Annotated in this window: 23 protein-coding genes and 2 pseudogenes; 13 read left to right on the plus strand and 12 right to left on the minus strand. The window is 70.8% G+C overall.

The window, feature by feature from the left end; translation table 11 throughout:
* Window positions 1-168 (plus strand): annotated as a pseudogene (locus ACFPIH_RS06935) (CoA-transferase); the annotation flags it as partial.
* A 66-nt stretch (window positions 169-234) separates the two neighbouring features.
* Window positions 235-423 (plus strand): annotated as a pseudogene (locus ACFPIH_RS06940) (3-oxoadipyl-CoA thiolase); the annotation flags it as partial.
* Between the two features lie 203 nt (window positions 424-626).
* Here ACFPIH_RS06940 and ACFPIH_RS06945 read toward each other — a convergent pair.
* The 3 genes from ACFPIH_RS06945 to ACFPIH_RS06955 are packed head-to-tail and all read right to left on the minus strand — an operon-like array spanning window position 627 to window position 3,276.
* On the minus strand, window positions 627-1,301 hold the full coding sequence (locus ACFPIH_RS06945) for a maleylpyruvate isomerase family mycothiol-dependent enzyme (RefSeq protein ID WP_381169235.1): 675 nt from the start codon (window positions 1,299-1,301) through the stop codon (window positions 627-629).
* 32 nt (window positions 1,302-1,333) lie between these two features.
* Window positions 1,334-2,161 carry a fumarylacetoacetate hydrolase family protein gene (locus ACFPIH_RS06950; RefSeq protein ID WP_381169237.1) on the minus strand — a complete coding sequence of 276 codons (828 nt, stop codon included), beginning with the start codon at window positions 2,159-2,161 and terminating at the stop codon, window positions 1,334-1,336.
* The gene (locus ACFPIH_RS06955; RefSeq protein ID WP_381169239.1) at window positions 2,158-3,276 is read right to left on the minus strand and encodes a cupin domain-containing protein; all 1,119 of its coding nucleotides are present in this window, start codon (window positions 3,274-3,276) and stop codon (window positions 2,158-2,160) included. Before ACFPIH_RS06955 ends, ACFPIH_RS06950 begins: the two co-directional genes overlap by 4 nt.
* 77 nt (window positions 3,277-3,353) lie before the next feature.
* Here ACFPIH_RS06955 and ACFPIH_RS06960 point away from each other — a divergent pair, with 77 nt between their 5' ends.
* Window positions 3,354-4,088: an IclR family transcriptional regulator gene (locus ACFPIH_RS06960; protein WP_381169241.1), complete on the plus strand. Its 735-nt coding sequence runs from the start codon at window positions 3,354-3,356 to the stop codon at window positions 4,086-4,088.
* Window positions 4,089-4,235: 147 nt separating this feature from the next.
* A complete protein-coding gene (locus ACFPIH_RS06965) occupies window positions 4,236-4,616 on the plus strand; it encodes a hypothetical protein (protein WP_381169243.1) in 381 nt (126 codons plus the stop codon).
* Here ACFPIH_RS06965 and pqqE read toward each other — a convergent pair.
* The 7 genes from pqqE to ACFPIH_RS07000 form a co-directional block, all read right to left on the minus strand.
* A complete protein-coding gene (pqqE, locus tag ACFPIH_RS06970) occupies window positions 4,580-5,707 on the minus strand; it encodes a pyrroloquinoline quinone biosynthesis protein PqqE (protein WP_381169958.1) in 1,128 nt (375 codons plus the stop codon). The genes ACFPIH_RS06965 and pqqE overlap by 37 nt on opposite strands.
* Entirely contained in the window at window positions 5,695-5,964 is a 270-nt protein-coding gene (gene pqqD, locus ACFPIH_RS06975) for a pyrroloquinoline quinone biosynthesis peptide chaperone PqqD (protein WP_381169245.1), read from the minus strand. Before pqqD ends, pqqE begins: the two co-directional genes overlap by 13 nt.
* On the minus strand, window positions 5,964-6,722 hold the full coding sequence (gene pqqC, locus ACFPIH_RS06980; protein WP_381169247.1) for a pyrroloquinoline-quinone synthase PqqC: 759 nt from the start codon (window positions 6,720-6,722) through the stop codon (window positions 5,964-5,966). The genes pqqD and pqqC overlap by 1 nt, the downstream gene beginning before the upstream one ends.
* The gene (gene pqqB, locus ACFPIH_RS06985; RefSeq protein ID WP_381169249.1) at window positions 6,719-7,633 is read right to left on the minus strand and encodes a pyrroloquinoline quinone biosynthesis protein PqqB; all 915 of its coding nucleotides are present in this window, start codon (window positions 7,631-7,633) and stop codon (window positions 6,719-6,721) included. Before pqqB ends, pqqC begins: the two co-directional genes overlap by 4 nt.
* 9 nt (window positions 7,634-7,642) lie before the next feature.
* Complete coding sequence (gene pqqA / locus ACFPIH_RS06990) at window positions 7,643-7,783, minus strand: pyrroloquinoline quinone precursor peptide PqqA (RefSeq protein ID WP_381169251.1); 141 nt, start codon at window positions 7,781-7,783, stop codon at window positions 7,643-7,645.
* 66 nt (window positions 7,784-7,849) lie between these two features.
* Window positions 7,850-9,007, minus strand: a complete 1,158-nt coding sequence (locus ACFPIH_RS06995; RefSeq protein WP_381169253.1) for a PQQ-dependent sugar dehydrogenase — start codon at window positions 9,005-9,007, stop codon at window positions 7,850-7,852.
* A gap of 166 nt (window positions 9,008-9,173) precedes the next feature.
* Window positions 9,174-10,322, minus strand: a complete 1,149-nt coding sequence (locus ACFPIH_RS07000) for a PQQ-dependent sugar dehydrogenase (protein ID WP_381169255.1) — start codon at window positions 10,320-10,322, stop codon at window positions 9,174-9,176.
* A gap of 555 nt (window positions 10,323-10,877) precedes the next feature.
* Between ACFPIH_RS07000 and ACFPIH_RS07005 the strand changes: the two genes are divergently transcribed.
* Entirely contained in the window at window positions 10,878-11,696 is an 819-nt protein-coding gene (locus ACFPIH_RS07005) for an oxidoreductase (RefSeq protein WP_381169257.1), read from the plus strand.
* A gap of 136 nt (window positions 11,697-11,832) precedes the next feature.
* On the opposite strand, the gene ACFPIH_RS07010 is transcribed toward ACFPIH_RS07005, so the two are convergent.
* Entirely contained in the window at window positions 11,833-13,041 is a 1,209-nt protein-coding gene (locus ACFPIH_RS07010) for an ROK family protein (RefSeq protein ID WP_381169259.1), read from the minus strand.
* A gap of 95 nt (window positions 13,042-13,136) precedes the next feature.
* Here ACFPIH_RS07010 and ACFPIH_RS07015 point away from each other — a divergent pair, with 95 nt between their 5' ends.
* The 4 genes from ACFPIH_RS07015 to ACFPIH_RS07030 are packed head-to-tail and all read left to right on the plus strand — an operon-like array spanning window position 13,137 to window position 17,537.
* Entirely contained in the window at window positions 13,137-14,429 is a 1,293-nt protein-coding gene (locus tag ACFPIH_RS07015; protein ID WP_381169261.1) for an ABC transporter substrate-binding protein, read from the plus strand.
* Window position 14,430: 1 nt separating this feature from the next.
* The gene (locus tag ACFPIH_RS07020) at window positions 14,431-15,378 is read left to right on the plus strand and encodes a carbohydrate ABC transporter permease (RefSeq protein ID WP_381169263.1); all 948 of its coding nucleotides are present in this window, start codon (window positions 14,431-14,433) and stop codon (window positions 15,376-15,378) included.
* The gene (locus tag ACFPIH_RS07025; protein WP_381169265.1) at window positions 15,368-16,228 is read left to right on the plus strand and encodes a carbohydrate ABC transporter permease; all 861 of its coding nucleotides are present in this window, start codon (window positions 15,368-15,370) and stop codon (window positions 16,226-16,228) included. The genes ACFPIH_RS07020 and ACFPIH_RS07025 overlap by 11 nt, the downstream gene beginning before the upstream one ends.
* A gap of 22 nt (window positions 16,229-16,250) precedes the next feature.
* Window positions 16,251-17,537 (plus strand): alpha-L-fucosidase, encoded by a 1,287-nt coding sequence (locus tag ACFPIH_RS07030; protein WP_381169267.1) that lies wholly within the window; start codon window positions 16,251-16,253, stop codon window positions 17,535-17,537.
* Between the two features lie 25 nt (window positions 17,538-17,562).
* Here ACFPIH_RS07030 and ACFPIH_RS07035 read toward each other — a convergent pair whose 3' ends face one another.
* Window positions 17,563-18,780 carry an acyl-CoA dehydrogenase family protein gene (locus ACFPIH_RS07035; protein ID WP_381169269.1) on the minus strand — a complete coding sequence of 406 codons (1,218 nt, stop codon included), beginning with the start codon at window positions 18,778-18,780 and terminating at the stop codon, window positions 17,563-17,565.
* 136 nt (window positions 18,781-18,916) lie between these two features.
* Between ACFPIH_RS07035 and ACFPIH_RS07040 the strand changes: the two genes are divergently transcribed.
* The 4 genes from ACFPIH_RS07040 to ACFPIH_RS07055 all read left to right on the plus strand — a co-directional run bounded on the left by ACFPIH_RS07040 (window position 18,917) and on the right by ACFPIH_RS07055 (window position 24,177).
* Window positions 18,917-19,753 (plus strand): enoyl-CoA hydratase/isomerase family protein, encoded by an 837-nt coding sequence (locus ACFPIH_RS07040; protein ID WP_381169271.1) that lies wholly within the window; start codon window positions 18,917-18,919, stop codon window positions 19,751-19,753.
* Window positions 19,754-19,847: 94 nt separating this feature from the next.
* Window positions 19,848-20,480 (plus strand): hypothetical protein, encoded by a 633-nt coding sequence (locus ACFPIH_RS07045; RefSeq protein ID WP_381169273.1) that lies wholly within the window; start codon window positions 19,848-19,850, stop codon window positions 20,478-20,480.
* Window positions 20,477-23,062 carry a putative PEP-binding protein gene (locus tag ACFPIH_RS07050; protein ID WP_381169275.1) on the plus strand — a complete coding sequence of 862 codons (2,586 nt, stop codon included), beginning with the start codon at window positions 20,477-20,479 and terminating at the stop codon, window positions 23,060-23,062. Before ACFPIH_RS07045 ends, ACFPIH_RS07050 begins: the two co-directional genes overlap by 4 nt.
* A complete protein-coding gene (locus ACFPIH_RS07055; RefSeq protein WP_381169277.1) occupies window positions 23,059-24,177 on the plus strand; it encodes an acyl-CoA dehydrogenase family protein in 1,119 nt (372 codons plus the stop codon). The genes ACFPIH_RS07050 and ACFPIH_RS07055 overlap by 4 nt, the downstream gene beginning before the upstream one ends.
* Window positions 24,178-24,187 lie beyond the last annotated feature (10 nt).

Below are 24,187 nucleotides of genomic sequence, written 5' to 3' on the forward strand. Positions count from 1 at the left end.
GGCCCCTACCCCACCGAGGAGCAGGTCGACCCGGACCTGATCAACGCGGGCAAGGAGACGGTCACGGTCCTGCCCGGTGCCTCCTTCTTCGACTCCTCCCTGTCCTTCGGCATGATCCGGGGCGGGCTGCTCCTGGTGGAAACCGCGCCCGGAGTGGGCGTCGAGGAGATCGTCGCCAAGACCTCCGCCAAGGTGCGTATCCCGCAGGAGATCCAGCCATGAAGCGTGTACATCGTCCAGGACGTCTGCCTCGGCAACGCCGACGGCGCCGGCGAGGACAACCGCAACGTCGCCCGCATGGCCTCACACTCCATCGCCGTGGCCGGCGGGGTGGAGTCGATGACCCGCGCCCCGTACGTGCTGCCGAAGCCGGACCGGGCCTTCTCCGCCACACGCACCGAGCTGTACTCGACCACCCTGGGCTGACCCCGCCGACAGGATCGGACCACGCGGTCGATCAGGACCTCGCCGCCGATCTCCAGGTTGGCCCGTCACTGCAACGCCTATGCCGCCGATCCGGAGAAGATCGGTGAGGGCGTCCCCATCATCGGCGCCAAGACCTGGACCGCTGGTTCCGAGGCCGCCGAGGGCGAGCTCATCATGGGGATGGGAATGACAGGAGCCGTCTACAGCCAGGGCGGCAGTTGCGGCAGGGGGGCGCCCGTGCCGGTGCGGAGCCGAGGTGACTCCTCTCCTCGGGTGAGCCAGCGTGCGAGGTCGGCGGCGGGGCCTTCCACGCACGTGACGATGTCGTCGTCGCCGTGCGTCTTGCGGTCGGTGGCGCGGACGTCGATGTTCACCGCCTGAACACCGCGGCGGCGGTCGAGCGCGTCCTCGATCAGCGCGTCGGTGAAGGAGTCCGGGAAGTCCCTGAAGTCACCGCCGGACGGCAGGTCGCAGGCGTGGATCCACACCTCGCGGCCGCGCAGCCAGGGAATGGTGGCCGCCGGGACCGTACGGCCCTGCGCGGTGACGACCGGAGCGTCCCACCGGTCGTCGGCGATCCGGTCGAGCTCGTGGGTCAGCCGGTTCTGTTCCTCCACGACGAAGTCCCGCAGCCGGGGTACCGGCCAGGCGGCCCCGGCCTCGATCTCCTCTGCCCGGGCGGAGGTGCTCGGGTACATGGGTGTCGGCTCGTCCGTCGCCGCCCAGTGCGCCAGGCGTGCCAGCGCCCGGGCGTTGTGGCCCAGGTGGGAGAGGAGGTGCCTGCCGGTCCAGCCGGGCAGGCGGCTCGGTCCCTCCAGATCCTTGTCGGGGAGCGGCATCAGGCAGGACTGGAAGTACTCGTGTCCTTGGGTCATCCATTCCAGGTACGTCGATGGTGTCGCCTTCGTCACGACGTCCCGTCCCTGCGTACCAGGGTGACCAGTTCGCCGATGCCCTCGACGCGCGTGACGACGGTCTGGCCGTCCTTGAGGTAGCGCGGGGGTTTGCGGGCGTGTCCCACTCCCCCGGTGGTACCGGTGGCGATCATGTCCCCGGGGTTGAGGGTGATCATGGTCGACACGTAGGCGACGAGGTCCGCGGCGTCGAAGAGCAGATCGCTGATGGTGGACTTCTGCACCACCTCGTCGTCGATGGCGCAGCTGATCTCGGCGTCGGCGGGCAGTTCGTCCGGCGTGACCAGGACGGGGCCGAGGGGCGTCGTGGCCTCCCAGGTCTTGCCCTGGAGCCACTCCCGGGTGCGGAACTGCCAGTCGCGCAGGGTCACGTCGTTCAGGACGGTGTATCCGGCGATGGCCGCCTGGGCCTCGGCCCGGCCGGCGCGCCGGACGCTGCGGCCGACGACCACGACGAGTTCGGCCTCCCAGTCCACCGCGTCGGACTCGGGCGGCAGCGTCAGCGCGTCGTTCGGGCCGATGAGCGCCTCGGGGAACTTGGCGAAGAGCGTCGGGTACGCCGGCAGGTCGCGGCCCATCTCCGTGATGTGGGTGCGGTAGTTCAGCCCCACGCAGACGATCTTCCCGGGGTGCGGGACGACCGGTGCCAGCCGGGACGGCTCGACCTGGAGGACCGGGCCGTCGGCCGCCGCGGCCACGGCCTGCCAGTCCTCGCGGCGGAGCAGTTCCCCCACGTCTCCGGGGCCGATGTCGACGTATCCGTCGTTCTCGACGCGCGCCGCGCGCAGTCCGTCCTCGGTGCGTATGGTCGCGAGCTTCATGCCTGGGTGCCTTCCTGGTGGGAGCGGTGGAGGTCGAGTCGTTCGAAGACGGGTGCGTCGGTGAAGCGGAAGAGGTCCATGCCGGTCTCGGTCGCGAGGGACAGGGGCTGCCAGGAGGGCACGACGAAGAGGTCTCCGCGCTCGACGGTCCAGCCGGCCGCGCCGACGGTGACCCGGCCGGAGCCGTCGAAGACCTGGAAGACCGAGGAACCGGTCTCCTGACGGGGGGAGGTCTCGGTGTGGGGAGCGAGCCGGTGGAACTCCGTGCGCAGGGTCGGCAGGACGTCGCCGCCCGTGGTGGGGTTGGTGTAGCGGACTGCGGCGTGGCCGGGCTCCACGGTCACCGCGTGGCCGTCGGCCTCGAGCGCCAGTTGCTCGGACAGCGCGTGGTCGGTGTACTCCCAGCGGTAGGCCAGCAGCGGGGTCGACGGGGTGGGCCGCAGGTGGGTCAGCGGTCGCAGGCCCGGATGCGCCCACAGCCGCTCGGAGCGCGAGTGTTCCGGTGCCTCGCGGGTCTCCACCTCGTCCGGGCCGAACTCGAAGAACGTCGCCTCCGTGTAGTGCTGGAAGGGGATGTCGAGTCCGTCGATCCAGGCCATCGCGCGGTCGCTGCGGTTGTGGTGGCCGTGCCAGTTCCAGCCCGCCTGCGGCAGGAAGTCTCCGCGCCGCATGGCGACCGGGTCACCGTTGACCACCGTCCACACCCCTTCGCCCTCGACCACGAACCGGAAGGCGTTCTGGGTGTGCCGGTGGACGGGGGCGTCCTCGCCCGGGTTGAGGTACTGGATCGCCGCCCACAGCGTCGGGGTGGCGAACGGCCGGCCGCCGAGGCCCGGGTTGGCCAGGGCCATCGCCCGTCGCTCGCCGCCACGGCCCACCGGGACCAGCTCTCCCGCCTGGGCCGCCGCCGGCAGCAGGTCCTGCCAGCGCCACAGGTACGGCAAAGCCTTCGACGACGGCTGCGACGGCATGAGTTCGCCGATCTCCGTCCACAGCGGAATCAGCAGCTGCTTCTCGAACGTGCGGTAGAGGGCCTCCAGCTCCGGGGTGCGCTCGGGCTGGTCGGCGGCATCGGTGGCCCGGACGCGCACCGGTGAGGTGACCTGTGTTGTCATGCGTGTTCTCCCGCGATCCTGGCGTCGGTGGCTTCCAGCCTGGCGTAATTCTGTTCGGCGGGATAACTTTTTCTGCTGTGAAGAACGAACCGCCCTACCCGATCGCGTCGGTGGACCACGCGCTCCATCTGGCGATCCTGCTCCAGCAGGAAGGCCCCCTGCGGGTCAGCGACGCCGCCGACCGGCTGGGGGTGTCACCGTCTACGGCGCACCGGCTGCTCGCGATGCTGGTCTACCGGGGGTTCGCCGAGCAGCGGCCCGACCGGCGCTACGAGGCCGGCGACGTGCTCCGCCCGGCGGCGGCCACGCAGGCACCGGTGGCGCTGCTGCGCGAGGCGGCCCTGCCGCACATGCGGGAACTCGTGGAGCGGGTGCAGGAGTCGGTCAACCTCATGGTGCTTGCCGGAGCCCAGACGCGGTTCATCGCCACCGCGGAATCCGCGCAGGTGCTGCGCGTGGGAAGCAGGGCCGGACGCGTCCTGCCCGCGCATCTCACCTCGGGCGGCAAGACCCTCCTCGCGGCCCTGCCACCCCACGAGGTCACGGCCCTGTACGAGGGTGACACCGAGGTGGACCTCCCCCGACTGCGTCGGGAACTCGCCCTCGTACGCAGACGCGGGTTCGCGATCAACGACCAGCGCACCGAGACCGGGCTCACGGCACTCGCCGTCCCGCTACGGGCCCCAGACGGTTCGCCCCTCGCGGCCATCGCCCTCGCCCTGCCGAGCGCCCGGTTCCACCGGGACCGGGTGACGGAGTGGGTGAGCGCCCTCTCCGCGACGGCGGCGGCGATCACGCGGGCGCTCGACTGAGGCTTTTCCTGCCAAGGAGACGGTATCCGGCCTCATACACATCATTCGCATGTCGATCATTGCGATGACAACCATCACGACTGGCGTCCCAGCCGAATCAGCCGCTCGTTCAGGCCGTCTCGGACACACGTCCGCGGAGGAGCCCCGATGAATGCTCAAGTCCCCCTCGGCAACGGCAGGCTCGGCGCGGCGGCTTGGGCGGCGAACGGCTTCACCGCCCAGTTGTACCGCGACGACACCTTCCCGGACCGGAAGTCACCGGGCTGGGTCACCATCCCCGGCCTGAGCAGACTCGCCGGCGCCGCCGACTGCACCAGCCGGCTCGACCTGTCCGACGGGACGAGGGCAGATCTGTCACGGCTGCCCGCCATGGAGAAGCAGGGTCTGCGGGTCATCGCCGCCGACACCCTCCTCCAACAGGGCGCTGACGCCGGTCTCCTCCCGCGCCCTGGTCGCCCTTCTCCGCCCAGCGGGTGCTTCCGGCCCCGGCCTCAGTGCGCTTCCGGTACCGCTCCTGGGCGGCGGTAGACGTACGGGGGCGGTACCTGGGAGGAGCTGTGGTCGGCGAGTGTGCGGATGATGTGGTGGTCGGGGGACAGCCCGCACGCCGGGTCGGTGCGGGCGGCGTCACCGGTGAGGGCGTATGCCTGGCAGCGGCAGCCGCCGAAGTCCTCCTCCCGGCGGGGACAGCCGCCGCAGGGGCCGGTCATCCAGCCGGTGCCGCGGAAGCGGTTGAAGGCCGCAGAGTGGTCCCAGATCCAGGCGAGCGAACGGTCCCGGACATTGGGCGCGTCGAGGTCGGGCACGGAGGCGGCGGCCGGGCACGGCAGGACGGTGCCGTCGGGTGCGACGGTGAGCGAGACCGCTCCCCATCCACCCATACAGGGCTTGGCGACGCCGTCGAAGTAGTCGGGGACGACCCAGACCAGGTCGATGAGCCCGGCCAGCCGCTCCCTCCGGCGTTCGACGGTCTCCCGAGCACGGACCAGCTGGTCGCGTGCGGGCAGCAGCGCGGCACGGTTGAGCAGGCCCCAGCCGTAGAACTGGGTGTTGGCCAGCTCGATGCGGTCCACGCCCCAGGTCACGCCCAGCTCGATGAGGTCGTCGACGGCGTCGAGGTTGTCACGGTGGAGAACCACGTTGAGGCCGAGGGGAAGCCCGGCCCGGCGGACGAGGGCTGCGGCCCGCTCCTTGACGGCGAAGGAGGACGGGCGTCCGGCGATCCGGTCGTTGGCCCGGGGATCCGCGTGCTGGACGGAGAGCTGGACACTGCGCAGCCCCGCATCACACAGCGCGCTCAGCCGTGCCTCGTCCAGGCCTGTGCCGCTGGTGACCAGTTGGGTGTAGATCCCGGCGGCCTCGGCGGCGGCGACGATCTGTTCCAGGTCGGGGCGCAGCAGCGGTTCGCCGCCGGAGAGATGGGTGTGCACGACGCCCAGCGCGCCGGCCTGGCGCATCAGGTCCGTCCACTCCCCGGTGCTCAGTTCACCCGAGCGGCGTGCCAGTTCCAGCGGGTTGGAGCAGTACGGGCAGTGGAGCGGGCACGCGTGGGTGAGTTCGGCGAGCAGGGCCCAGGGGCGGGCCGGATCCGCGGTGTCGGGAGTGGTCACTTGAGCCAGCCCTCCTGGTGCAGGCGGTCGAGAAAGGAGGGGACCTCGGTGGCCACCGGGGCGCCCGGGTAGCGCTCGGCCAGTTCGTCGACGATCGCGCGTACGGTGCGCGTGCCGTCGCACAGGCCGACGATCTGGCCGGCGTGTCCTTCGAGGACGACGACGCGTTCGGGCAGGAGCAGCAGGTCCGTGCCGCGCACACTGTCGTGCCGCAGCATCAGGGCAGGGGCGAGGGCGGGACGCCATGGGCTCTCGGACTCCGGCATCACCTGCGCCCCCGTAGGCCGTCCAGCTCCGGCTGATCGTCCCGGTCCTGCTGCCCGGGCTGCTGCACGGCGTCGAGCAAGGCCCACAGCACGTCGCACTTGAAGGTCAGCGCGGCCACGGCCTTCTGCTGGTCCTCGCGGGTTCGGGCCCACTCCAGGACGAGTGCGAGGGCCTCGCCGCTGTCGCGCCGCCCCTGGTCGACGCGGGTGCGGAAGTAGTCGAGCCCGGACTGCTCGATCCAGGTGTAGTGACGCTCGAAGGCGTCGATGCGCAGGCGCATCAGGTCGGGAGCGTTCAGCTCGGTGAGCGATGCCGCGACCGCCTCCAGCGGCGGGCGTAGGCGGCAGAAGTTGACGTAGCCGTCCACCGCCAGCCGCACACCCGGCAGTACGGACTCATTCGCCTCAAGGCACTCGCGGTCCAGGCCGGCCGCCTCGCCGAGCCGCAGCCAGCGCTCGATACCCCCCTCGCCCTCCCGGCGGCCGTCGTGGTCCTCGATCCGCCTCAGCCACATCCGCCGCAGCCGCGGGGAGTCCAGTTTCGCGGTGATCAGCGCGTCCTTGACCGGGATGTGCCGCTGGTAGTGGAAGCGGTTGGCGATCCAGCGGCGCACCTCCGCCGGGCTGAGGTCGCCTTCGTTCATGCGGACGTTGAAGGGGTGGCGGTCGTGGTACCGCTCCTGGCCCACCGCGCGCAGGCGGGCCTCGAACTCGGCGGGGCTCCAGGGCTCCGTCAGGGCGGCGAGTGCCGTGGTCACAGCTCGATCACCATCTCGTCGTCGGCCACCTCGATGCCCAGTCCCGCGAGCCGCTTGTGCTGCGCCGCGGTGGGATCGACGAGGGGATTCGTGTTGTTGAGGTGCGTGTACAGGCAACGGGCGGACAGCGTGGCGAGGATGCCGGCGGTGCCGCCCGGTCCGTCGATGGGCAGATGCCCCATGCCGGTGGCGGTGCGGGAGGAGATACCGGTGCGGCGCGGTTCCTCGTCGTCCCAGAAGGTGCCGTCGACGATGACGCAGTCGGCCTCGGCGGCGACCCGGTGCAGCGCGTCGGACCACGCGGCCACGGCCGGAGCGTAGACCGCCGACCTGCCGGTGGCCGGATCGTACAGGCGCAGGGCCACCACCCAGGCGTCGTCCTCGGGAGCGTCGGCGGTGTAGCGGGGGCGCTTGGCGGACACGGGGACGGCGCTGATCCGCACGCCTCGGCCGGGCGGACCGAAGGCGTCGCCGCTCAGCGGCCGCGTTCCGTGGCACGGCAGGTCGTGCCAGGTCAGAGCGGTGTAGGGGCCCAGTACATCGCCGAGGCGGAGGCGGTCGTTCAGCGCCTGGCGGACCGGGGCCGTGGCGTGGATCTCCAGGCTCTCGGCCTCACGCAGCCGCGCGATGCCCAGGGTGTGGTCGAGTTCGGCGTCGGTGAGGACGACTCCGGCGATCGGTGTCTGCCGGGGGCCGGGCCCCGGGTGGAGCGCCGGGTGGGCTTCGATCTGGTCGCCGATGTCGGGGGTCGCGTTGACGAGGTACCAGCGGCCCTCGTCCGTGCGGACCGCGAGCGAGGCGTGACGGCGGCGCCGCTCGGGACGCGCGCGTGCCCCGGAGCACCCGGGGCACGCGCAGTTCCACTGCGGGACGCCGCCGCCGGCCGCGGTGCCGAGCACCTGCAGCAGCATCGCGGCGGACTAGCGGGTGGAGACGAAGTAGGCGGTGACCTCCAGTGCGGTGTCGACGACCGTGTACCCGGGCGTCTGCCAGGGAGCCTTGTCGGTCTGCTCCGTGATGGTCCCGGCCGACTGCTCCGGCTGCTCGATGGTGTCGGTCATGGTGCGTACCTTCCTTTCGGGGGTGGTGACTTCACTCCTGCGTCAGGAGTCGGTCGAGGGGGGAGGTCACTTGGTACTGATCCTGAGGATGCGGTCCTTGTCGTCACCGCGGTCGGTCGTGGCGAGCCAGAGCTCGTCGGCGCCGGGGACCTTGGCGATGGCCCGCAGCCGGCCGTAGACGCCGTTGTAGTACGACTTCGCCGTTCCGACGTCCTTGCCGGTGCTGTCGATCGGCAACGCCCACAGCCGCTGGCCCAGCAGCGTCGAGACGTAGATGACGTTGCCCTGGATCGCGATCTGGGCGGGCACGCCTCCCTGGTCCGGATGCCAGACCTTCTTGGGGTTGGTCATGCCCGCCTTGGAGCAGGACCCTTCGCAGGTGGGCCAGCCGTAGTTCGCGCCCGGGGTGACCAGATTGAGTTCGTCCCAGGTGGACTCGCCGATCTCGGTTTCCCACAACCTGCCCCGGTCGTCCCAGGCGAGGCCCTGGGGATTGCGGTGGCCCATGCTGTAGACGCGGTTGCCGAACGGGTTGCCGGGCGCCGCGGCACCGCTCTTGGTGATGCGCAGGATCTTCCCGTTGAGCGAGTTCTTGTCCTGCGCGAGACGCTCCTTCAGGGCGTCGCCGACGCTGACGTACAGGTAGCCGTCGGGGCCGAAGGCGATCTTGCCGCCGTTGTGGTCCCCGCCCCGGGCGATTCCGCCCAGTACGACGGTGTAGCCGCTGAGGGAGGTGCCGTCGAAGTGCATCTTCGCGACCCGGATGTCGGAGGCGGCCGTGTGGACGAAGAAGACGTCCCTGTCCGTGGTGCCGTTCCAGGTCGGCGAGGGGGCCACGCCGAGCAGTCCGCCGCTTCCGAGCCGGCGGGTGGGAGAGGGGGCCACGGTGTTCGGCACCGTGCCCACCTTCTTCTTGGACCCGTCACTGTGCTGAACCCACACCGTGGACGTGCGACGCTCGGTCACCAGGGCCTTCTTCCCGCCGGGCAGGAAGGAGATGGCCCAGGGCCTCGTCCACTTGTCGGAGAGGACGGACACGCCCGACGGGGCACGGCTGTCGGCCCGGGTGACTGTCCCGTCCGTCGTCTGGGATGCGGTGTTCTCCGCTACCGCGATCGCCGACGCCGGCTGCAGGACGCAGGCGCCGAGAAGAGCGGTGACGGCAGCGATAGCGGCTCTGCCCGGACGGATCCGATGCAGCGCCGAATGCGCCAAGCGTGACATGTGATGCCTTTCCTGTCGTGAAGACGGCGGGCCGAAATGCGAGAAGGAATCCGCTGCCGAATCGAGAAAGAGCGCGATGGGCATGGCGATGACTCCTGCAAGCAGTATCGATCACCGAATTTCGCGAGGGCCACTTGGATTCCCCCATCCTGCTGACGGACCGACATCACCCGATGGTGACTTTGAGGATGAGGTCCTTGTCGGTGCCGCGGTCGCTCGTGCCCAGCCAGAGCTCATCGGCGCCGGGGACCTTGACGAGCGCCCGCAATCGGCCGTAGTCGCCGCCGTAGTACGACTTCGCGGATCGGACGTCCTTGCCGGTGCTGTCGATCGGCATCTTCCACAGCCGTCGGCCGCGCAACGTCGACGCGTAGATGTCGTTGCCGACGATCGCGATCTGGGCGGGCACGCCTCCCTCGCTCGGACTCCAGACCTTTTTCGGGTTCGTCATCCCGGTGGCGGAGCAGGACCCCTCACAGGTGGGCCAGCCGTAGTTCTGGCCCGGCTCGACGAGGTTGAGTTCGTCGAAGGTCTCGTGGCCGATCTCCGTCTCCCACAGCTGCCCGTCGCTGTCCCAGGCCAGGCCCTGGGGATTGCGGTGACCGTAGCTGTAGACGCGGGTTCCGAAGGGGTTTCCGGGAGCCGGAGCACCGGTCCTGGTGATGCGCAGGATCTTCCCGTTGAGCGAGTCCTTGTCCTGGGCGAGCTTCGGCTGTTGCGCGTCGCCGGTGGTGACGTACAGATATCCGTCGGGACCGAAGGCGATCTTTCCGCCGTTGTGCTGCGTGTCCCTGCGGATTCCGGTGAGTACGGGGGTGTAGTCGCTCAGGGATGTCCCGTCGAAGCTCATCTGCACGACACGGTTGTCGGCGGCCGTGGTCTCCATGAAGAAAACGGCCCGGTCCGTCGTGCCGTCCCAGGTCGGTGACACGGCGACGCCCAGCAGGCCGCCCTTGTCCTGCGTCTCCTTGCTCCACACCGCGTTGGGCACGGCGCCGACCCGCTTCTTGGATCCGTCGAGCGCGGCCGTCCAGACCACGCCGGTGTTGCGTTCCGTCACCAGCGCCGACTTGCCGTCCGGCAGGAAGGAAATGCCCCACGGCGTCGTCCACTTGTCCGACAGGGTGCTGACGGCCGACGGCGCGGCGACCTCACGGGGGGTGCCGACTCCGGTGTCTCCCGTACGGGGTGCGGACGGTACCGCGGCCGTCGCCGACGACGGGAGCAGGCCGCAGGTCGCAACGGCGGTGACGGCTGCGATCGCGGCCAGGCCAGGACGGATTCGCTCCAGCGCCGAATGCGGCGAGGGTGACATGGTGATGCCTTTCCTGTCGTGAGGGACGACCGGCCGCATTCCGAAAGGGGATCAGCCGTCGAATCCGATTCACAGGTGCCCGTTGCTGCGCCGCATCGTGATGCACCCTCGGAAAGAGAAAAGGGCGAGGACCGAGCGTGGCAATGCCTCCTGCAAAACATATTGGTTGCCAACAGTCACACAGGCCACACCTGGATTCGGCCATTTTGCTGAAGGACCCAACCACCGCGACACCAATGTCCTGTTCCGGCCGGCGGATCGTCTGCGACGGGACAGCGAAATGGATCGCCGCGAGGGAGTGAGTGTCTGCGGCGACATGAACTGTCCGGCGCGCGGGAGTTGCTCCGGCCACCGCTCCCACCAGGCCGCCGTGACTCCCGGGCATGACCGGCGCCCGGCTCGTACCGACCCTCGTCCGACGACCGCCCCTCGTCGCGGACGCCCGCATCCAGGCCGCCGACGGCTCCCATCTCTCGCGACCTCGGACCACTTGCCAATCACGGGTCCTCCATGAATAGAATTATGAACATAATCCAATGAGCTTGGGAGACCGTGATGACAACAACTGGGCCGGTGGCACTCGTGACGGGTGCGTCCTCCGGTATCGGAAAGGCCGCCGCGCTCGCGCTCGCCGCAGCGGGTTTCGAGACAGTGGGAACGAGCCGGAAGACATCGGGCGTCGGCCGTCGCGACGGCGTGACGTTCCTCGCCCTCGACGTGACGAGCGACGCGTCGGTGACTGCCGCGGTCGGCGAGGTGATCGACCGGTTCGGGCGGATCGACGTCCTGGTCAACAACGCCGGCATCGGCTCCTCGGGCGCCGACGAGGAGAACTCCGTCGCGCAGGCCCAGCGCGTCTTCGACATCAACGTCTTCGGCGTGATGCGCATGACGAAGGCCGTCCTGCCGCACATGCGCGCCCAGGGAAGCGGGCGCGTCATCAACATCTCGTCCATCCTCGGGTTCATCCCCCAGCCCTACATGGCCGCCTACGCGGCGTCCAAGCACGCGATCGAGGGGTACACCGAGTCCCTGGACCACGAGATCCGCGAGCACGGGGTCCGGGCCCTTCTCGTCCAGCCGGCCGGCACCAACACCTCGTTCGAGGCGAACGCCGTGGAGCCCGACATGCCCCTGCAGATCTACGCGGAGCAGCGGCGCATCGCCGACCAGGTGGCGGCGGCGTTCAACGAGGACGGCGACGACCCCGCCACCGTCGCGAAGGCGATCGTCGCGGCCGCCACCGACTCCAAGCCGAAACTGCGGTACGGCGCCAGCCGTAACGCCCGGCGCATCAGCGCGGCGCGCCGCATCATTCCCGCCAGGGCCTTCGACGGACAGATCCGCAAGATCAACAAGCTGGCCGGCCGCTAGGACCTGTCCGGCCGGTCATGCCGCAGACGCGGGGTGCGGCGCTGCACAGGCACCGGGGTTGCCTGCGACTTGACCGGACGGACAGGTCCTGGGCGTGTTGCGAGAGTCCCGCCTGCCCCTGTCGTCGCCTTCGTCCTCATTCCCGAGTGAGGGTGCCGGGGGCTCCGAGTGCCAACGTCGCCGCGCCGTGGGCGTGTTGGCTGTCGTGCCAGGGGCGTACGACCACCTTCACCCGGTGTGCCGCGGTGATCGGACTCGTGCGCATGGTGTCGAGGAAACCGGGTTCCAGGCCGGGCCACAGGGCGTGGTTCTCGCCGATGACGGCGATGGTGGGCGTGCCGAGGAGATTCACGACGCCGGCCAGGGCTCGGCCGAGGATCACTCCGATGTCGGCGAGGAGGGACAGCAGGCCCTGGTCCCCGGCGACCGCCCTGGTGCGGATCTCCGCGATGTCCGTGTCCTCGGTGGCGAGACCCCGGCGACGCGCCTCACGCAGGATGCCCTGGTCGTTGGTGAAGGTCTCCAGACATCCGCGGGCGCCGCAGCCGCACAGCACTCCCGTGTCGCGGACCGGGCTGTGGCCGAACTCGCTGGACAGTCCGCCGGGGCCCCGGTGTACCCGGCGCTCCAGTACCGCTCCGAGGCCCACTCCGTCGCCGAGCGCGAGGACGAGGAAGTCGTCGTACTCACGGCCCGCGCCGTAGAGGAGTTCAGCGGTGGTGCTGGCGATGAGGTCGTTGTCGACGAGTACGGGGAGCGGGAGCTGGTCGCGCAGAAGTCGGCCGAGGGGGAAGTCGGTCCAGCCGAAGCGGGGGGCGAAGCGGAGATAGCCGGTGTCCGGGTCGACGGTGTCGGGGGTGGCCACGCCGACGGCCTTGAGGCGCGGGCTCAGCGCGGGGTCGTCGAGGTAGCCGCGGATGATCCGCAGGAGCTGGGCGATCGGGTCGGCGGCGGGGGCGGGATCGAAGGGGTGGACGTCGGAGGCCTCCATCCGGCCGTCCAGGCCGACCACCACCGCGACCACATGGTCCGTGGCGATGCGGATGCCGAGGGTGGCGGCGGCTTCGGGGACGATCCGCAGGGGGATGCGGGGGCGGCCGACGGTGCCGGACTGCGGTTCGAGGGCCTGGAGGTAGCCGGCTTCCAGGAGTCGTCTGGTGTGTTCGTGCACGGTGCCCACGCCCAGCTGGAGCCACTTGGCGATCTGCCGGCGGTCCAGCGGTCCGGCCGTGGAGAGCAGCGCCAGGATCTCGACGCGGGTGATGTCACCCCGTTCGGCGGAAGTGCCGGTGGTGCGGCGGGTCGGGCGGGCGGTGGGTTGCTCGGCGGCACGGCGCGGATTCATCGGGTGTCTTTTCGTCCAATCCCTTGACAGTGCCACACGGCAAGCCTACGTTCGCGCTAATTAAATCGGCCCTGAGCTTATTGACTGGAGCAGCGATGGGCAAGACCCCGGGAAGTAGCAGGACAGGTACGAATCGGACGACAAGAGCCCTGGTCACGGGGCTCGCCACGGTGGTCATCGGGGCAGGCTGCGTCGCGTGCGGCAGCAGCGGTCAGAGCTCTGGCGGCAGCCAGAAAGCCAACGGCGAGGTCACGCTCACCTGGTCGATGTGGGCCTCCGGCACCGACGACCGCAACGCCTGGCAGAAGGTGGCGGACGAGGTCACCGCGGAGAACCCGAAGATCAAGGTCAAGCTGGACACCTCCCCCTTCGCCGACTACTTCACCAAGCTCGGCACCCGGCTCGCCGGAGGCAGTGCGCCCTGCATCGTCTCCATGCAGAGCCTGCGGGCCGGCGGCTACACCGACGGGATGCTGCCGCTGGACGATCTCATCGCCAAGAACAAGCTAGACATCGGATCTTTCGACAAGTCGATCATGGAGGGGTTGGCGCCCGGCGGGAAGCAGTACGCGCTGCCGTACGACTTCGGCTCGCTGGTGGTCACGTACAACAAGGACATGTTCAAGGCCGCCGGTGTGCCCGCGCCGAAGGTCGGCTGGAGCATGGCCGAGTTCGAGGCGGCGGCCAAGAAGCTGACCCGTGACGGCAAGTACGGGTTCGCGGCGTATCCGGTGGACCTGTACATGTTCCCGATGCTGCTCTCCCGGACGGGGGCCGAGCCCGTCGGCGAAGACGGCAAGCTGGCGCTCACCGACAAGTCCATGGTCAGCGCCTTCGACTGGTACACCGGTCTGTCGGCCAAGGAGCAGGTGGCACCCAAGGTGCCGGGGGTGGACGACGCCTTCCCCGACACGCAGTTCCTCAACGGGAACGTGGCGATGTCGGTCAACGGGCCGTGGTCGGTGCTCTCGCTCAAGAAGCAGGCCAAGTTCGACGTCGGCCTGGCGACCATCCCCGCCGGGCCGGACGGGACGAAGACGTACTCGGCCGGGTCGGGGTTCGGGATCTCCAAGTCCTGCAAGTACCCGGACCAGGCGTTCCAGGCGATCAGGACCATGACCAGCGCCAAGGTGCTGGGCGAGCTGGGTGCCCTGGGGCGGGCCTTCCCGGCGCGTACGGCCGTCCAGGACCAGTGGTACAAGAACGCGTTCGCCGGGGCGCAGGAGGTCATCGACGCGGCCAACAGGTCGGCGACACCGTTCAGGACCACCAAGAACTGGGATCAGGTGACCAAGCTGCTCTCCCAGTACGGGATTGAGGCGTTCAACGGTCAGGAGTCCGGTGCGAGCGTCCTGAAACAGGTCGAGCAGCAGGCGGGGACGGGCTGACGTGCGGTCCGACACCGTACTCCGGCCGCGTCAGCCGGCGGCGGCCGAACGCCCCACCGGGCACGCCCGACGTCGGCGGCGGCGCGGTGACGGGCGCGCCGCCGCCTTCTTCGCCTCACCCGGCCTGGCCGGGCTGACGCTGTTCACGCTGTTCCCCATCGTGATGTCGCTGGTGATCGCGTTCTTCAAGTGGCCGGCGACCGGCACCCATGAGTTCACCGGGTTCGGCAACTTCACGACGCTCGTCCAGGACCCGGTCTTCCGGCGGGCGCTGTTCAACACCGTGCTGTTCGTCGTGCTCTACGTACCGCTGAACCTGGTGGTGTCCCTCGGGCTCGCGGTGTGGCTGACGCCGCGGATCAGGGGGCAGCGGCTGCTGCGGGTGCTGTTCTTCCTGCCGGTGGTGACGCCGATGGTCGCCAACGCCATCGTGTGGCGGCTGATCTACCAGCCGGGCGGGCTGATCGACGGCACCGTGAAGGCGGCCACCGGCAGCCATGCGCCCAACTTCCTCGGCGAGCAGGGCTGGGCGATGGCGGCGGTCGTGGCGATGAGCGTGTGGCAGGGCTTCGGCTACAACATGCTGGTCTTCTCCGCGGCCCTCGACGCGATTCCTCAGCAGCTCGTGGACGCGGCGCAGATCGACGGGGCCGGGCCCTGGCGGATGTTCCTGCGGATCCGGCTGCCGCTGATCTCGCCGGCGCTGTTCTTCGCCACGACGATGACGCTCATCACCTCGTTCCAGGTCTTCACCCAGCCGTTCCTGCTGACGGGCGGCGGACCGGGTATCGACACGGAGACGCTGATGATGTTCGTCTACAACGAGGGGTTCTCCGTCTTCCAGTTCGGGCTCGCCTCCGCCGCCGCGTGGATCCTGTTCGTACTGATCCTCGGGGTCACGGCCGTGCAGTTCGCGGGTCAGCGCAGGTGGGTGAGTTATGACCTCTGAACCCATGCGGCCGTATGGCCGTGGGCCCGGCCGCGCGAGGCTCGTCGTATCGCATGTGCTCGTCTATCTCGTCGCCGCGGCCTTCGTGTCGCCACTCGTCTACATGGTCGCGACCTCGCTCAAGCCGGCCGACGAGGTGTTCGGCTCCCCACCCCGGTTGTGGGGCTCGGTAGCGCGCTGGGCCAACTACCAGGAGGCGTTCACCTTTCTGCCGTTGGGCCGGTTCGTCCTCAACGGCTTTCTCGTGGCCGCCTGCGGCACGCTCGTGGTGCTGGTGGCGTCGAGCATGTCCGCGTACGCCTTCGCCCAGCTGCGCTGGCGGGGCCGGGACGGGGTGTTCGTCACGTTCCTGGCGACGCTGATGATCCCTCAGGAGATCCTGGTCGTACCGATGTTCCTGCTGATGCGCTGGTTCGGCTGGGTCGACTCGTACCAGGCGCTGATCTTCCCCTGGGCGTTCACGGCCTTCGGTACGTTCCTGCTGCGCCAGTTCTTCCTGACCGTGCCGGCGGAGATCGGGGAGAGCGCGCGGATGGACGGCGCGGGCGAGTTGCGGATCTTCGCGCAGATCATGCTTCCACTGGTGCGCCCGGCACTGGCGGTGCTGGCGGTGTTCACCTTCATCAACTACTGGAACAGCTTCCTGTGGCCGCTGATCATCACCAACTCGGTGGACCAGAAGGCGACCGTCCCGCTCGGCCTCCAGCTGTTCTTCGGGCAGCAGGGCACCCAGTGGAATCTCGTCATGGCCGCGTCCGTGATCTCCATGGCGCCCACGACACTGCTGCTCATCGTCCTCCAGAAACACCTAGTCCGAGGGATCGCGACCAGCGGCCTCGGCGGCCGGTAACGGAGCAACGGAAGGGACCACCATGTCCAACGCCTCCCCCACGGGCGACCACGCCTGGTTCGCCGAGTCCCGCTTCGGGATGTTCGTCCACTGGGGGCTGTACTCGCTCGCCGCCCGCCACGAGTGGGTGAAGAACCGCGAGCGCCTCACCGACGAGGACTACCAGCCCTACTTCGACCACTTCGACCCCGATCTCCACGACCCCGACGAGTGGGCGCGGCTCGCCCAGGCGGCCGGGATGCGCTACCTGGTGATCACCACCAAGCACCACGACGGGTTCTGTCTGTGGGACTCCGCGCACACCGACTACAAGGTGACCAACACCCCGTACGGGAAGGACCTGATCGCGCCGCTGGTGAAGGCCGTACGGGACCGGGGCATCCGGATCGGCTTCTACCACTCGCTGCTCGACTGGCACCATCCGCAGTTCCCCGTCGACGGGCACCATCCGCAACGCGACGACGAGGAGTTCAAGGCGGCGAACGCGGACCGTGACATGACCCAGTACACCGACTATCTGCACGCACAGGTGCGGGAGTTGCTCACCGGGTACGGCCGGATCGACTATCTCTTCTTCGACTTCTCCTACGAGGGCAGGCCCGACACCTGGAACGGGAAGGGCCGTGCCGACTGGCGCTCGGAGGAACTGCTGGCCATGGTGCGGCAGTTGCAGCCGGGGATCCTGGTCAACGACCGGCTCGACATCCCCGGCGACTTTGTCACCCCCGAGCAGTACCAGCCCGACGCGCCCCTGCGCGCCGCCGACGGTTCACCGGTGCCGTGGGAGGTGTGCCAGACGCTCAACGGGAGCTGGGGCTACGACCGTGACAACCTGGACGACAAGTCGCCCGACCTGCTCATCCGGATGCTCGTCGACACCGTCGCCAAGGACGGCAATCTGCTGCTGAACGTCGGGCCGACCGGGCGGGGGCTGATCGATCCGCGCGCGGAGCGGACCTTCCGGGCCATCGGTGAGTGGACGCGGCTGCACGGCCGGGCGGTGTACGGCTGCGGGCCGAGCGAGTTCACGGCTCCGCCCGACTGCCGCTACACACAGCGCGGTGACCGGCTCTATCTGCATCTGTTCGCGTGGCCGTTCGGGCATCTGCAGCTTCCGGGGCTGGCCGGGCGGGTGCGGTACGCGCAGTTCCTCCACGACGCCTCGGAGATCGCCGTGCAGAGCATCGCCGAGGGGCAGGCGCCGGACACCACACGGATGTCCGCGCCGCCCGCGGGGACCCTGACGCTGCGGCTGCCGGTGCGGCGGCCGGAGGTGGAGGTGCCGGTCATCGAGCTGTTCCTGACCTGAGGGACGGCCGGCCCGAAGCCCGTCATCAGCCGTCGGCGGCACCCGTGCTCGGCTGTCGGTAGGGCCGCACCGCGCGGCGCGCTATGGCGAAGCGGTGTGTCTCCGACGGGCCGTCGTAGATCCGGAACGGCCGTACCTCCCGGTACAGGCGGGCCAGCGGGGCGTCGGCGGCCGAGATGCCGAGGGCGCCGCAGATCTGCACCGCCCGGTCGACCACCCGGTTCACCGCCTCCGCCACGAAGGTCTTGGACACCGAGGTGAGCTGCGAGGCGGCGGCGGAGCCGGTGTCCAGCTCCCAGGCGGTACGCAGGATCAGGGCGCGGCTCGCCTCGATGTCGATCTCGGAGTCGGCCAGCATCTGCTGGACCATGCCGAGGTCGCCCAGGGCCGAGCCGAACGCCATCCGGCTCCCCGCCCGCTCCAGCGCGACGTCCTGGGCGCGGCGGGCCGCTCCCAGCCAGCGCATGCAGTGGGTCATCCGGGCGGGACCGAGCCGGACCTGGGCACCTTGGAAGCCGTGGTCCACCGCGCCGAGCACCTGATGCTCCCCCACCACGCACTCCTCGAAGACGATCTCGCTGTGCCCTGCGAACAGCGACTCGTCGAGGGTCTCGATGTTCCGGACGATGCGCATGCCGGGCGTGCCGGCGTCGACCAGGAACATGGTGGCGCCGCCCGGGTCGCCGGGGCTGCCGGAGGTCCGGGCCATGACGATGGCGAAGCCGGCTCCCTGGGCACCGGTGATGAACCACTTGTGCCCGTCGATCCGCCAGCCGCCGGGAACCCGGGTCGCGGTGGTCCGCAGGGAGCGGGGGTCGGCGCCCGCTCCCGGAGCGGGTTCGGTCATGGCGAAGCAGGAGCGTGTGTCGCCCGCGGCGAGCGGGCGCAGGTACTTCTGCTTCTGTTCCTCGGTGGCCACCTTCTCCAGCAGATGCATGTTGCCCTCGTCCGGGGCCGCGCAGTTCAGCGCCAGCGGTCCGAGCAGCGAGTAGCCCGCCGCTTCGAACACCACCGCCTGCCCGCGCAGGTCGAGCCCGTGTCCGCCCCACCGCGCCGGTACGTGCGGAGCGAACACACCCGCGTCACGGGCGGCTTTCTGCAGGGTTTCCCGCACTGCCGCGGGGGCGTCGTGCACGGACCCGCCGCACTCGCGCTCGGCCGGAATGACCACCTCGCGCACGAACTCGGCCGTCGAGGCGGCAAGTTGAGCGACAGCCGGATCGACATCGAACTGGATGGGCACGGGGCCTCCCGCCGACAGGCGTACGGGCATCGGCTCCCGTCGCGTCCTAGAAACTGTATAGCGTCTTCAGTATCTTGCCGGGAAGCACCCCGGACGGGAAGCACCCGGCGACGGGAAGACGACAGGAGAAACACCCATGAGCCCGACCGTGAGCACCGACCCGGTCCGGATCGTCCGCCACCCCGACGGAGTCGTCGAGCTGAGGCTGGACGACTCCGGGCGGGGCAACGCCCTGGATCTGGGGACGGCCGAGGCACTGCGGGACACAGCCCGCGAGGTGGCCGCGGACCCGGGCGGCGCGGTACTGCTGCGGGCGGCGGGCGGCAGCTTCTGCGTGGGTGGTGACCTGCGCGCATTCGCCGGTCGTGGCGCGGAGACCGGCACCTACGTGCACGCCGTGGCGAGCGCCGCGCACGCCGCGGTACAGGCCCTGTACGAACTGCCGGTGCCGTTGGTGACCGCCGTGCGCGGCGCGGCAGCGGGCGGCGGGATCGGTCTCGCCCTCGTCGGCGACATCGTCCTGGCGGCCCGGTCCGCGCGGTTCCGGCTGGCGTACACGGCGATCGGGCTCACGCCCGACTGCGGGGCGTCATGGTTCCTTCCGCGCCTGGTGGGCCCGCGCAGAGCGGCGGACCTGATCCTGACCAATCGGGTCCTGACCGGCGACGACGCCGAACGGTGGGGCCTGGTGTCGCGGTGCGTGGACGACGAGGAACTGGACGACGCGGCACACCGGACCGCGGCCGAACTGGCCGCCGGCGCCACCGGCGCCCTGCGCGCCGCGAAGGGTCTGCTGCGCGTCGGCGCCGGTGACGAGCTGCGCCGCCATCTCGCCGAAGAGGCGCGGTCGATCGCCGCCCTGGCGGACGGCCGGGAGGCACAGGACCGCATGGCGTCGTTCCTCGCCCTGCGGGGCCGCCCGAGGACGGATGACAGCCGGGGCGAGGCCAGGGAATCGGAAAGTGTTTCTTGAGTTCCTCTTCACTAACCAACCCGCCGGGGCGTAACCTCCGGGCAACACAGAACCGAGGAACCGGTCACCACAGAACCGGGGAAAAGGTGTGGCGATGCAATCTGCTGCCGTGGACCTTCCGGACGCATCCGACGAGCCCCTCACGGAAGCCGTCGTCGACCTCGTTCTGCGTGGTATGTGGCGCGGTCGGCCGGAGTCCGAGCACGGTCCGCTGGTCGACGCCGGGCTGGCGATGGTGAAGGGGCCGGTGGTGCTGCCGACCGAGCGTGCCAAGGCCGCCGCCGCGCAGATCCTGCGGGTTCCCGCCGGCTCCGAGCAGGAGGAGCGGATCACCGCGGCGTACGAGGCGTTCCTGCCGGTCAACCGGAAGATCCGGGACGTGTGCACGGCTTGGCAGTGCCGCCCGGACGGCACCGCCAACGACCACTCCGACGACGTCTACGACGCCGGGGTGCGCGAGTCGCTGGAAGACGTGCACGAGGCCATCCAGCCCGTGCTGCGCCGACTGGACCGGGTGCTCGCGGGCAGCGGACAGTACCTGACGGCCCTGGAGGACGCCCTCGACCGCTTCGACGACGGCGCGCCGGCGTGGCTGGCCTCGCCGCTGTGCGACTCGTACCACACCGTGTGGATGCGGCTGCACCAGGAGCTGCTGCTGGTGCTGGGGATCAGCCGGGCCGAGGACGAAGTCCGTGAAGAGGAGCTGGTCACCGGGGGCCGGGGTTGAGCGTCACCAACCGCGAGGCGGGCCCTCTCACACAGTCCGAGGCTCCCTCCGCCGCCCCCGGCCGGATCCTGGTGCCCTACGGGCAGGGACGGATCCGGGGCCTCGACGCCGACGAGCTGGGCGCGCACGGCGCGGCGATGGACCGGCTGGTGGCCCTCGGCCTGCCCGTCGTGCCGGGGCTCACCGTGCCCGCCGGCGCCGCCGCGTCGCTGTGCGAACCCGACACCGCCGAAGCCGCCGTGGCCCTGGTCGAACAGCTCTCGGGGCGGCGCATCGACGACACGGCCCGGCCGCTGCTGCTGCGCCTGTCGGCAAGCGCGCCGACCGAGATCGCCGGACTGCCGCCCGACCTGGCCTGTCTCGGTATCACCCCCTCCCGTGCCGACGACCTGTGCGCCGTCATCGGGCGAGCGGACGCGCTGCACGAGGTGTGGGCCGCCACCGTGCGGATGATCGCCGAGTACGCCCTCGACGTGCCCGCCGCGGTGCTCGACGACGCCCTCCTGGACACACCCGGGCCGCGGGCACGGGTGGAGGTGCTGCTGTCCCTGGTGGCGGAGCACGGCTCCCGGCCCTTCCCCGACGACCCGGCGCAACAGCTCGCACTGGCCGCCCGTGCCCTCCTCGGCCGCTGGGACTCGCCGCGTGCGCGCAGGTCCCGCCGGGCCCAGCGGCTCCCCGCCGAGCTGGCCGTCGCCCTGCATGTGCAGGCCCTGCGCATCGGCCCGGCGGACCACTCGGGCTACGGCACGGCGGTCAGCCGCGATCCCGAGACCGGCCGCCTCTCCCCACAGGGCTCCTTCTTCCGGGGTGTGCGCCGCAGCGCCCCGCCGCCGCACCCCGGTGAACCGCTGGACCGGCTCGCGGGCGGCACCGCGCTCCTGGAGCACTCCCTGCTCACCCTGGAGCGCCATCTGCGCGCGCCGGTGTCGGTCGACTTCGAGGTGCGCGACGACGAGATCTCCCTGCTCGCCGCCTCGGCGCAGCTCCGCCCGCCGCTTCGGGCCTCGGTGTGTCTGGCCGCGGACCTGGCCCGGGACGGGGCGCTCGGCCGCGAGGAGGCCGTACGGCGGATCACACCCGCGCAGGTGCAGGAACTGCTGCACCCCCAGCTCCGGCTGACCGGCGGGGAGGAGCTCCTGGTGCAGGGGCTGCCCGCATCGCCGGGGGCGGCGACCGGAGCGGTCGTGCTGTCCAGTGAACGTGCCCTCGAACTGGCCGCGGACGGTACTCGGGTGGTGCTCGTGGCCGCCGAGACGACCCCGGCGGACGTCCCCGGGATGCTCGCCTCCGTCGCCGTGCTGACCGGCAGCGGCGGTATCGCCTCGCATGCCGCCGTGGTGGCGCGGGGCGCGGGCAAGCCCGCGGTGTGCGGCGCCGAGGGGCTGCGCGTGGACCCGGCCACCGGGACGGTTCGCTTCGGGGAGCGGGTGGTGCGCGAGGGCGACCCGGTCTCACTGGACGGCCGTACCGGCGCCGTCTACGCGGGAACGCTGAGCGTCAGTGTCGCCGGACCGCCCCCCGAACTGTCCACCCTGCTGGAGTGGGCGGACGGCGTGCGCCGGCTGGGTGTGCGGGTCAACGCCGACACGGCCGCCGAGGTGGAGACCGCCCTCGCCCTGGGGGCGGAGGGTGTCGGGCTGTGCCGTACGGAGCACCAGTTCCTCGGCGAACGGCTGCCGCTGATCCGCCGGGTGCTGCTGGCCGCCGACCCGACCGCCCGCGACGAGGCGCTGGTGGCGCTGGAGCGCGCCCAGCACGAGGACTTCACGGCGCTGCTGACCGCCGTGGGCAACCGCCCGGTGACCGTACGCCTGCTGGACGCCCCGCTGCACGAGTTCCTGCCCGCCCCCGGTCAGGCCCTGGACGCGGCCGAGGAGCAGCGGGCCGCCGAACTGCGTGAGGCGAACCCGATGCTCGGGCTGCGCGGGGTACGGCTGGCGCTGCTGCACGAGCGGCTCTACCCGGCGCAGGCGGAGGCGCTGTTCACCGCCTGGGCCGAGGTCGCCGCCACCGGCGTCCGGCCGGAGCTGGAGGTGATGATCCCGCTGGTCAGCATGCCGGAGGAACTGGCAGCCGCGGCCGCGTACGTACGCGGTGCCGCCGACGCGGTCGCCGCCCGCACCGGGGTGGAGGTGCCGTACCGGCTCGGCACGATGATCGAGACCCCGCGCGCCGCGCTGCTGGCCGGCGAACTCGCCGAGCACGCCGAGTTCTTCTCCTTCGGCACCAACGACCTCACCCAGCTCACCTACGGGTTCTCCCGGGACGACGTCGAACGCCAGGTGCTCGCCAACTACCAGGAGCGCGGGTTCCTGACCGCCAGCCCGTTCGCCCGGCTCGACCCGCACGGGGTGGGCGCCCTGGTCCGCCTGGCGGCCGAGCGGGCACGGGAGGTACGGCCCGGCATCAAGCTGGGCGTGTGCGGTGAGCACGGCGGGGACCCCGAGTCGATCGCCTTCTGCGACGACCTCGGTCTCGACTACGTCTCCTGCTCCGCGCACCGCGTGCCGGTGGCCCGGATGGCGGCAGCACACAGTGCCCTGCGGAAGCGGCGCGACGAGAGCGGGAGCACACGATGACAAGCACCGCGACCGACGGCACGGCCCTGTCGGACACCGAGCTGGAGGATCTGCGCGAGACCGTTCGGTCGGTGTGCGCGGACGCCGGCGGCACCGCCGCGGTACGCCGGCTGTCCGAGGAGGCCCCCGGCATCGACGCCGGGTTGTGGGACGCCCTCGGCCGGCAGGTGGGCCTCGCGGCCCTCGGCCTGCCCGAGTCGGCGGGAGGCATCGGCGGCCTCGCCGGGATCGCCGTCGTCTGCGAGGAGTTGGGCAGGACACTGGCACCGGTACCGCTGCTGTCCTCCACCGTGCTGGCCGGACAGGTGCTGGCCGGCTGCGGTACGGCCGACAGGACGCTGGCCGACCTGGCGGAGGGAACCGTGCATGCCCTGGCGGTGGCCGCGCCCGACGGGACGTGGCGGGCCGACGCCGTGCCGGTGGCCGTCTCCTGGCAGGGCAGTGTCCCCCTGCTGGACGGCACCACGCCGTTCGTCCTCGACGGCGCCGACGCCGAGGCGCTGGTGGTGGCCGCGGCCGGAACCGACGGCGTCGACCTCTTCCTGGCCGACCCGCGCGAGCCGGGGGTCACGGTGCGCCGGGTGCCCACCCTGGACCTCAGCCGGGGGCAGGCGGTGGTCACCTTCCGCGGTGCCCGGGTCCGGGCGCTGACCGCCGGCGGCGAGGGGGCGGATGTCGTCTCCCGCGCCCTGGACGTGGCCCTGGTGGCGCTGGCCGCCGAGCAACTGGGCGGCGCACAGGCCGCGTTGGACATGACGGTGGCCCATGTGCGCGACCGTACCCAGTTCGGCAGGGCGATCGGCGGCTTCCAGGCGGTCAAGCACGCCTGCGCCGACATGCTGCTCCAGGTCGAGGCCGCACGGTCGGCCGTGGTGCGCGCGGTCCTGGCGGACGGCTCGCCGGACGCGCTGGCCGAGGCCGCGGCGGTGGCACAGGCGTGGTGCGGCGAGGCGTTCGTCTCCGTCGCCGCCGAGTGCGTGCAGCTCCACGGCGGGATGGGCTTCACCTGGGAGCACGACGCACACCTGTACTTCCGGCGCGCCCAGTCGGACGCGGTACTGCTGGGCGGCGCCGCACACCATCGGGAACGGCTGGCCGGCCTGCTGGGCTGGTGACGTGGAAAAG

Origin of the sequence: Streptomyces vulcanius, from assembly GCF_042653945.1 — a bacterium.
Classification (GTDB): Bacteria; Actinomycetota; Actinomycetes; order Streptomycetales; family Streptomycetaceae; genus Streptomyces; species Streptomyces mangrovi.

Coding starts and splice junctions, on each gene's coding strand:
- pqqA (WP_381169251.1), bottom strand. CDS start 7,783: ATGACCGACACCATCGAGCAGCCGGAGCAGTCGGCCGGGACCATCACG.
- ACFPIH_RS07040 (WP_381169271.1), top strand. CDS start 18,917: ATGAGCCCGACCGTGAGCACCGACCCGGTCCGGATCGTCCGCCACCCC.
- ACFPIH_RS07030 (WP_381169267.1), top strand. CDS start 16,251: ATGTCCAACGCCTCCCCCACGGGCGACCACGCCTGGTTCGCCGAGTCC.
- ACFPIH_RS07025 (WP_381169265.1), top strand. CDS start 15,368: ATGACCTCTGAACCCATGCGGCCGTATGGCCGTGGGCCCGGCCGCGCG.
- pqqB (WP_381169249.1), bottom strand. CDS start 7,633: ATGCTGCTGCAGGTGCTCGGCACCGCGGCCGGCGGCGGCGTCCCGCAG.
- ACFPIH_RS06995 (WP_381169253.1), bottom strand. CDS start 9,007: ATGTCACGCTTGGCGCATTCGGCGCTGCATCGGATCCGTCCGGGCAGA.
- ACFPIH_RS06955 (WP_381169239.1), bottom strand. CDS start 3,276: ATGACAACACAGGTCACCTCACCGGTGCGCGTCCGGGCCACCGATGCC.
- ACFPIH_RS07005 (WP_381169257.1), top strand. CDS start 10,878: ATGACAACAACTGGGCCGGTGGCACTCGTGACGGGTGCGTCCTCCGGT.
- ACFPIH_RS06950 (WP_381169237.1), bottom strand. CDS start 2,161: ATGAAGCTCGCGACCATACGCACCGAGGACGGACTGCGCGCGGCGCGC.
- ACFPIH_RS07055 (WP_381169277.1), top strand. CDS start 23,059: ATGACAAGCACCGCGACCGACGGCACGGCCCTGTCGGACACCGAGCTG.
- ACFPIH_RS07045 (WP_381169273.1), top strand. CDS start 19,848: ATGCAATCTGCTGCCGTGGACCTTCCGGACGCATCCGACGAGCCCCTC.
- ACFPIH_RS06945 (WP_381169235.1), bottom strand. CDS start 1,301: ATGACCCAAGGACACGAGTACTTCCAGTCCTGCCTGATGCCGCTCCCC.
- ACFPIH_RS07010 (WP_381169259.1), bottom strand. CDS start 13,041: ATGAATCCGCGCCGTGCCGCCGAGCAACCCACCGCCCGCCCGACCCGC.
- ACFPIH_RS07000 (WP_381169255.1), bottom strand. CDS start 10,322: ATGTCACCCTCGCCGCATTCGGCGCTGGAGCGAATCCGTCCTGGCCTG.
- ACFPIH_RS06965 (WP_381169243.1), top strand. CDS start 4,236: ATGAATGCTCAAGTCCCCCTCGGCAACGGCAGGCTCGGCGCGGCGGCT.
- ACFPIH_RS07015 (WP_381169261.1), top strand. CDS start 13,137: ATGGGCAAGACCCCGGGAAGTAGCAGGACAGGTACGAATCGGACGACA.
- pqqD (WP_381169245.1), bottom strand. CDS start 5,964: ATGCCGGAGTCCGAGAGCCCATGGCGTCCCGCCCTCGCCCCTGCCCTG.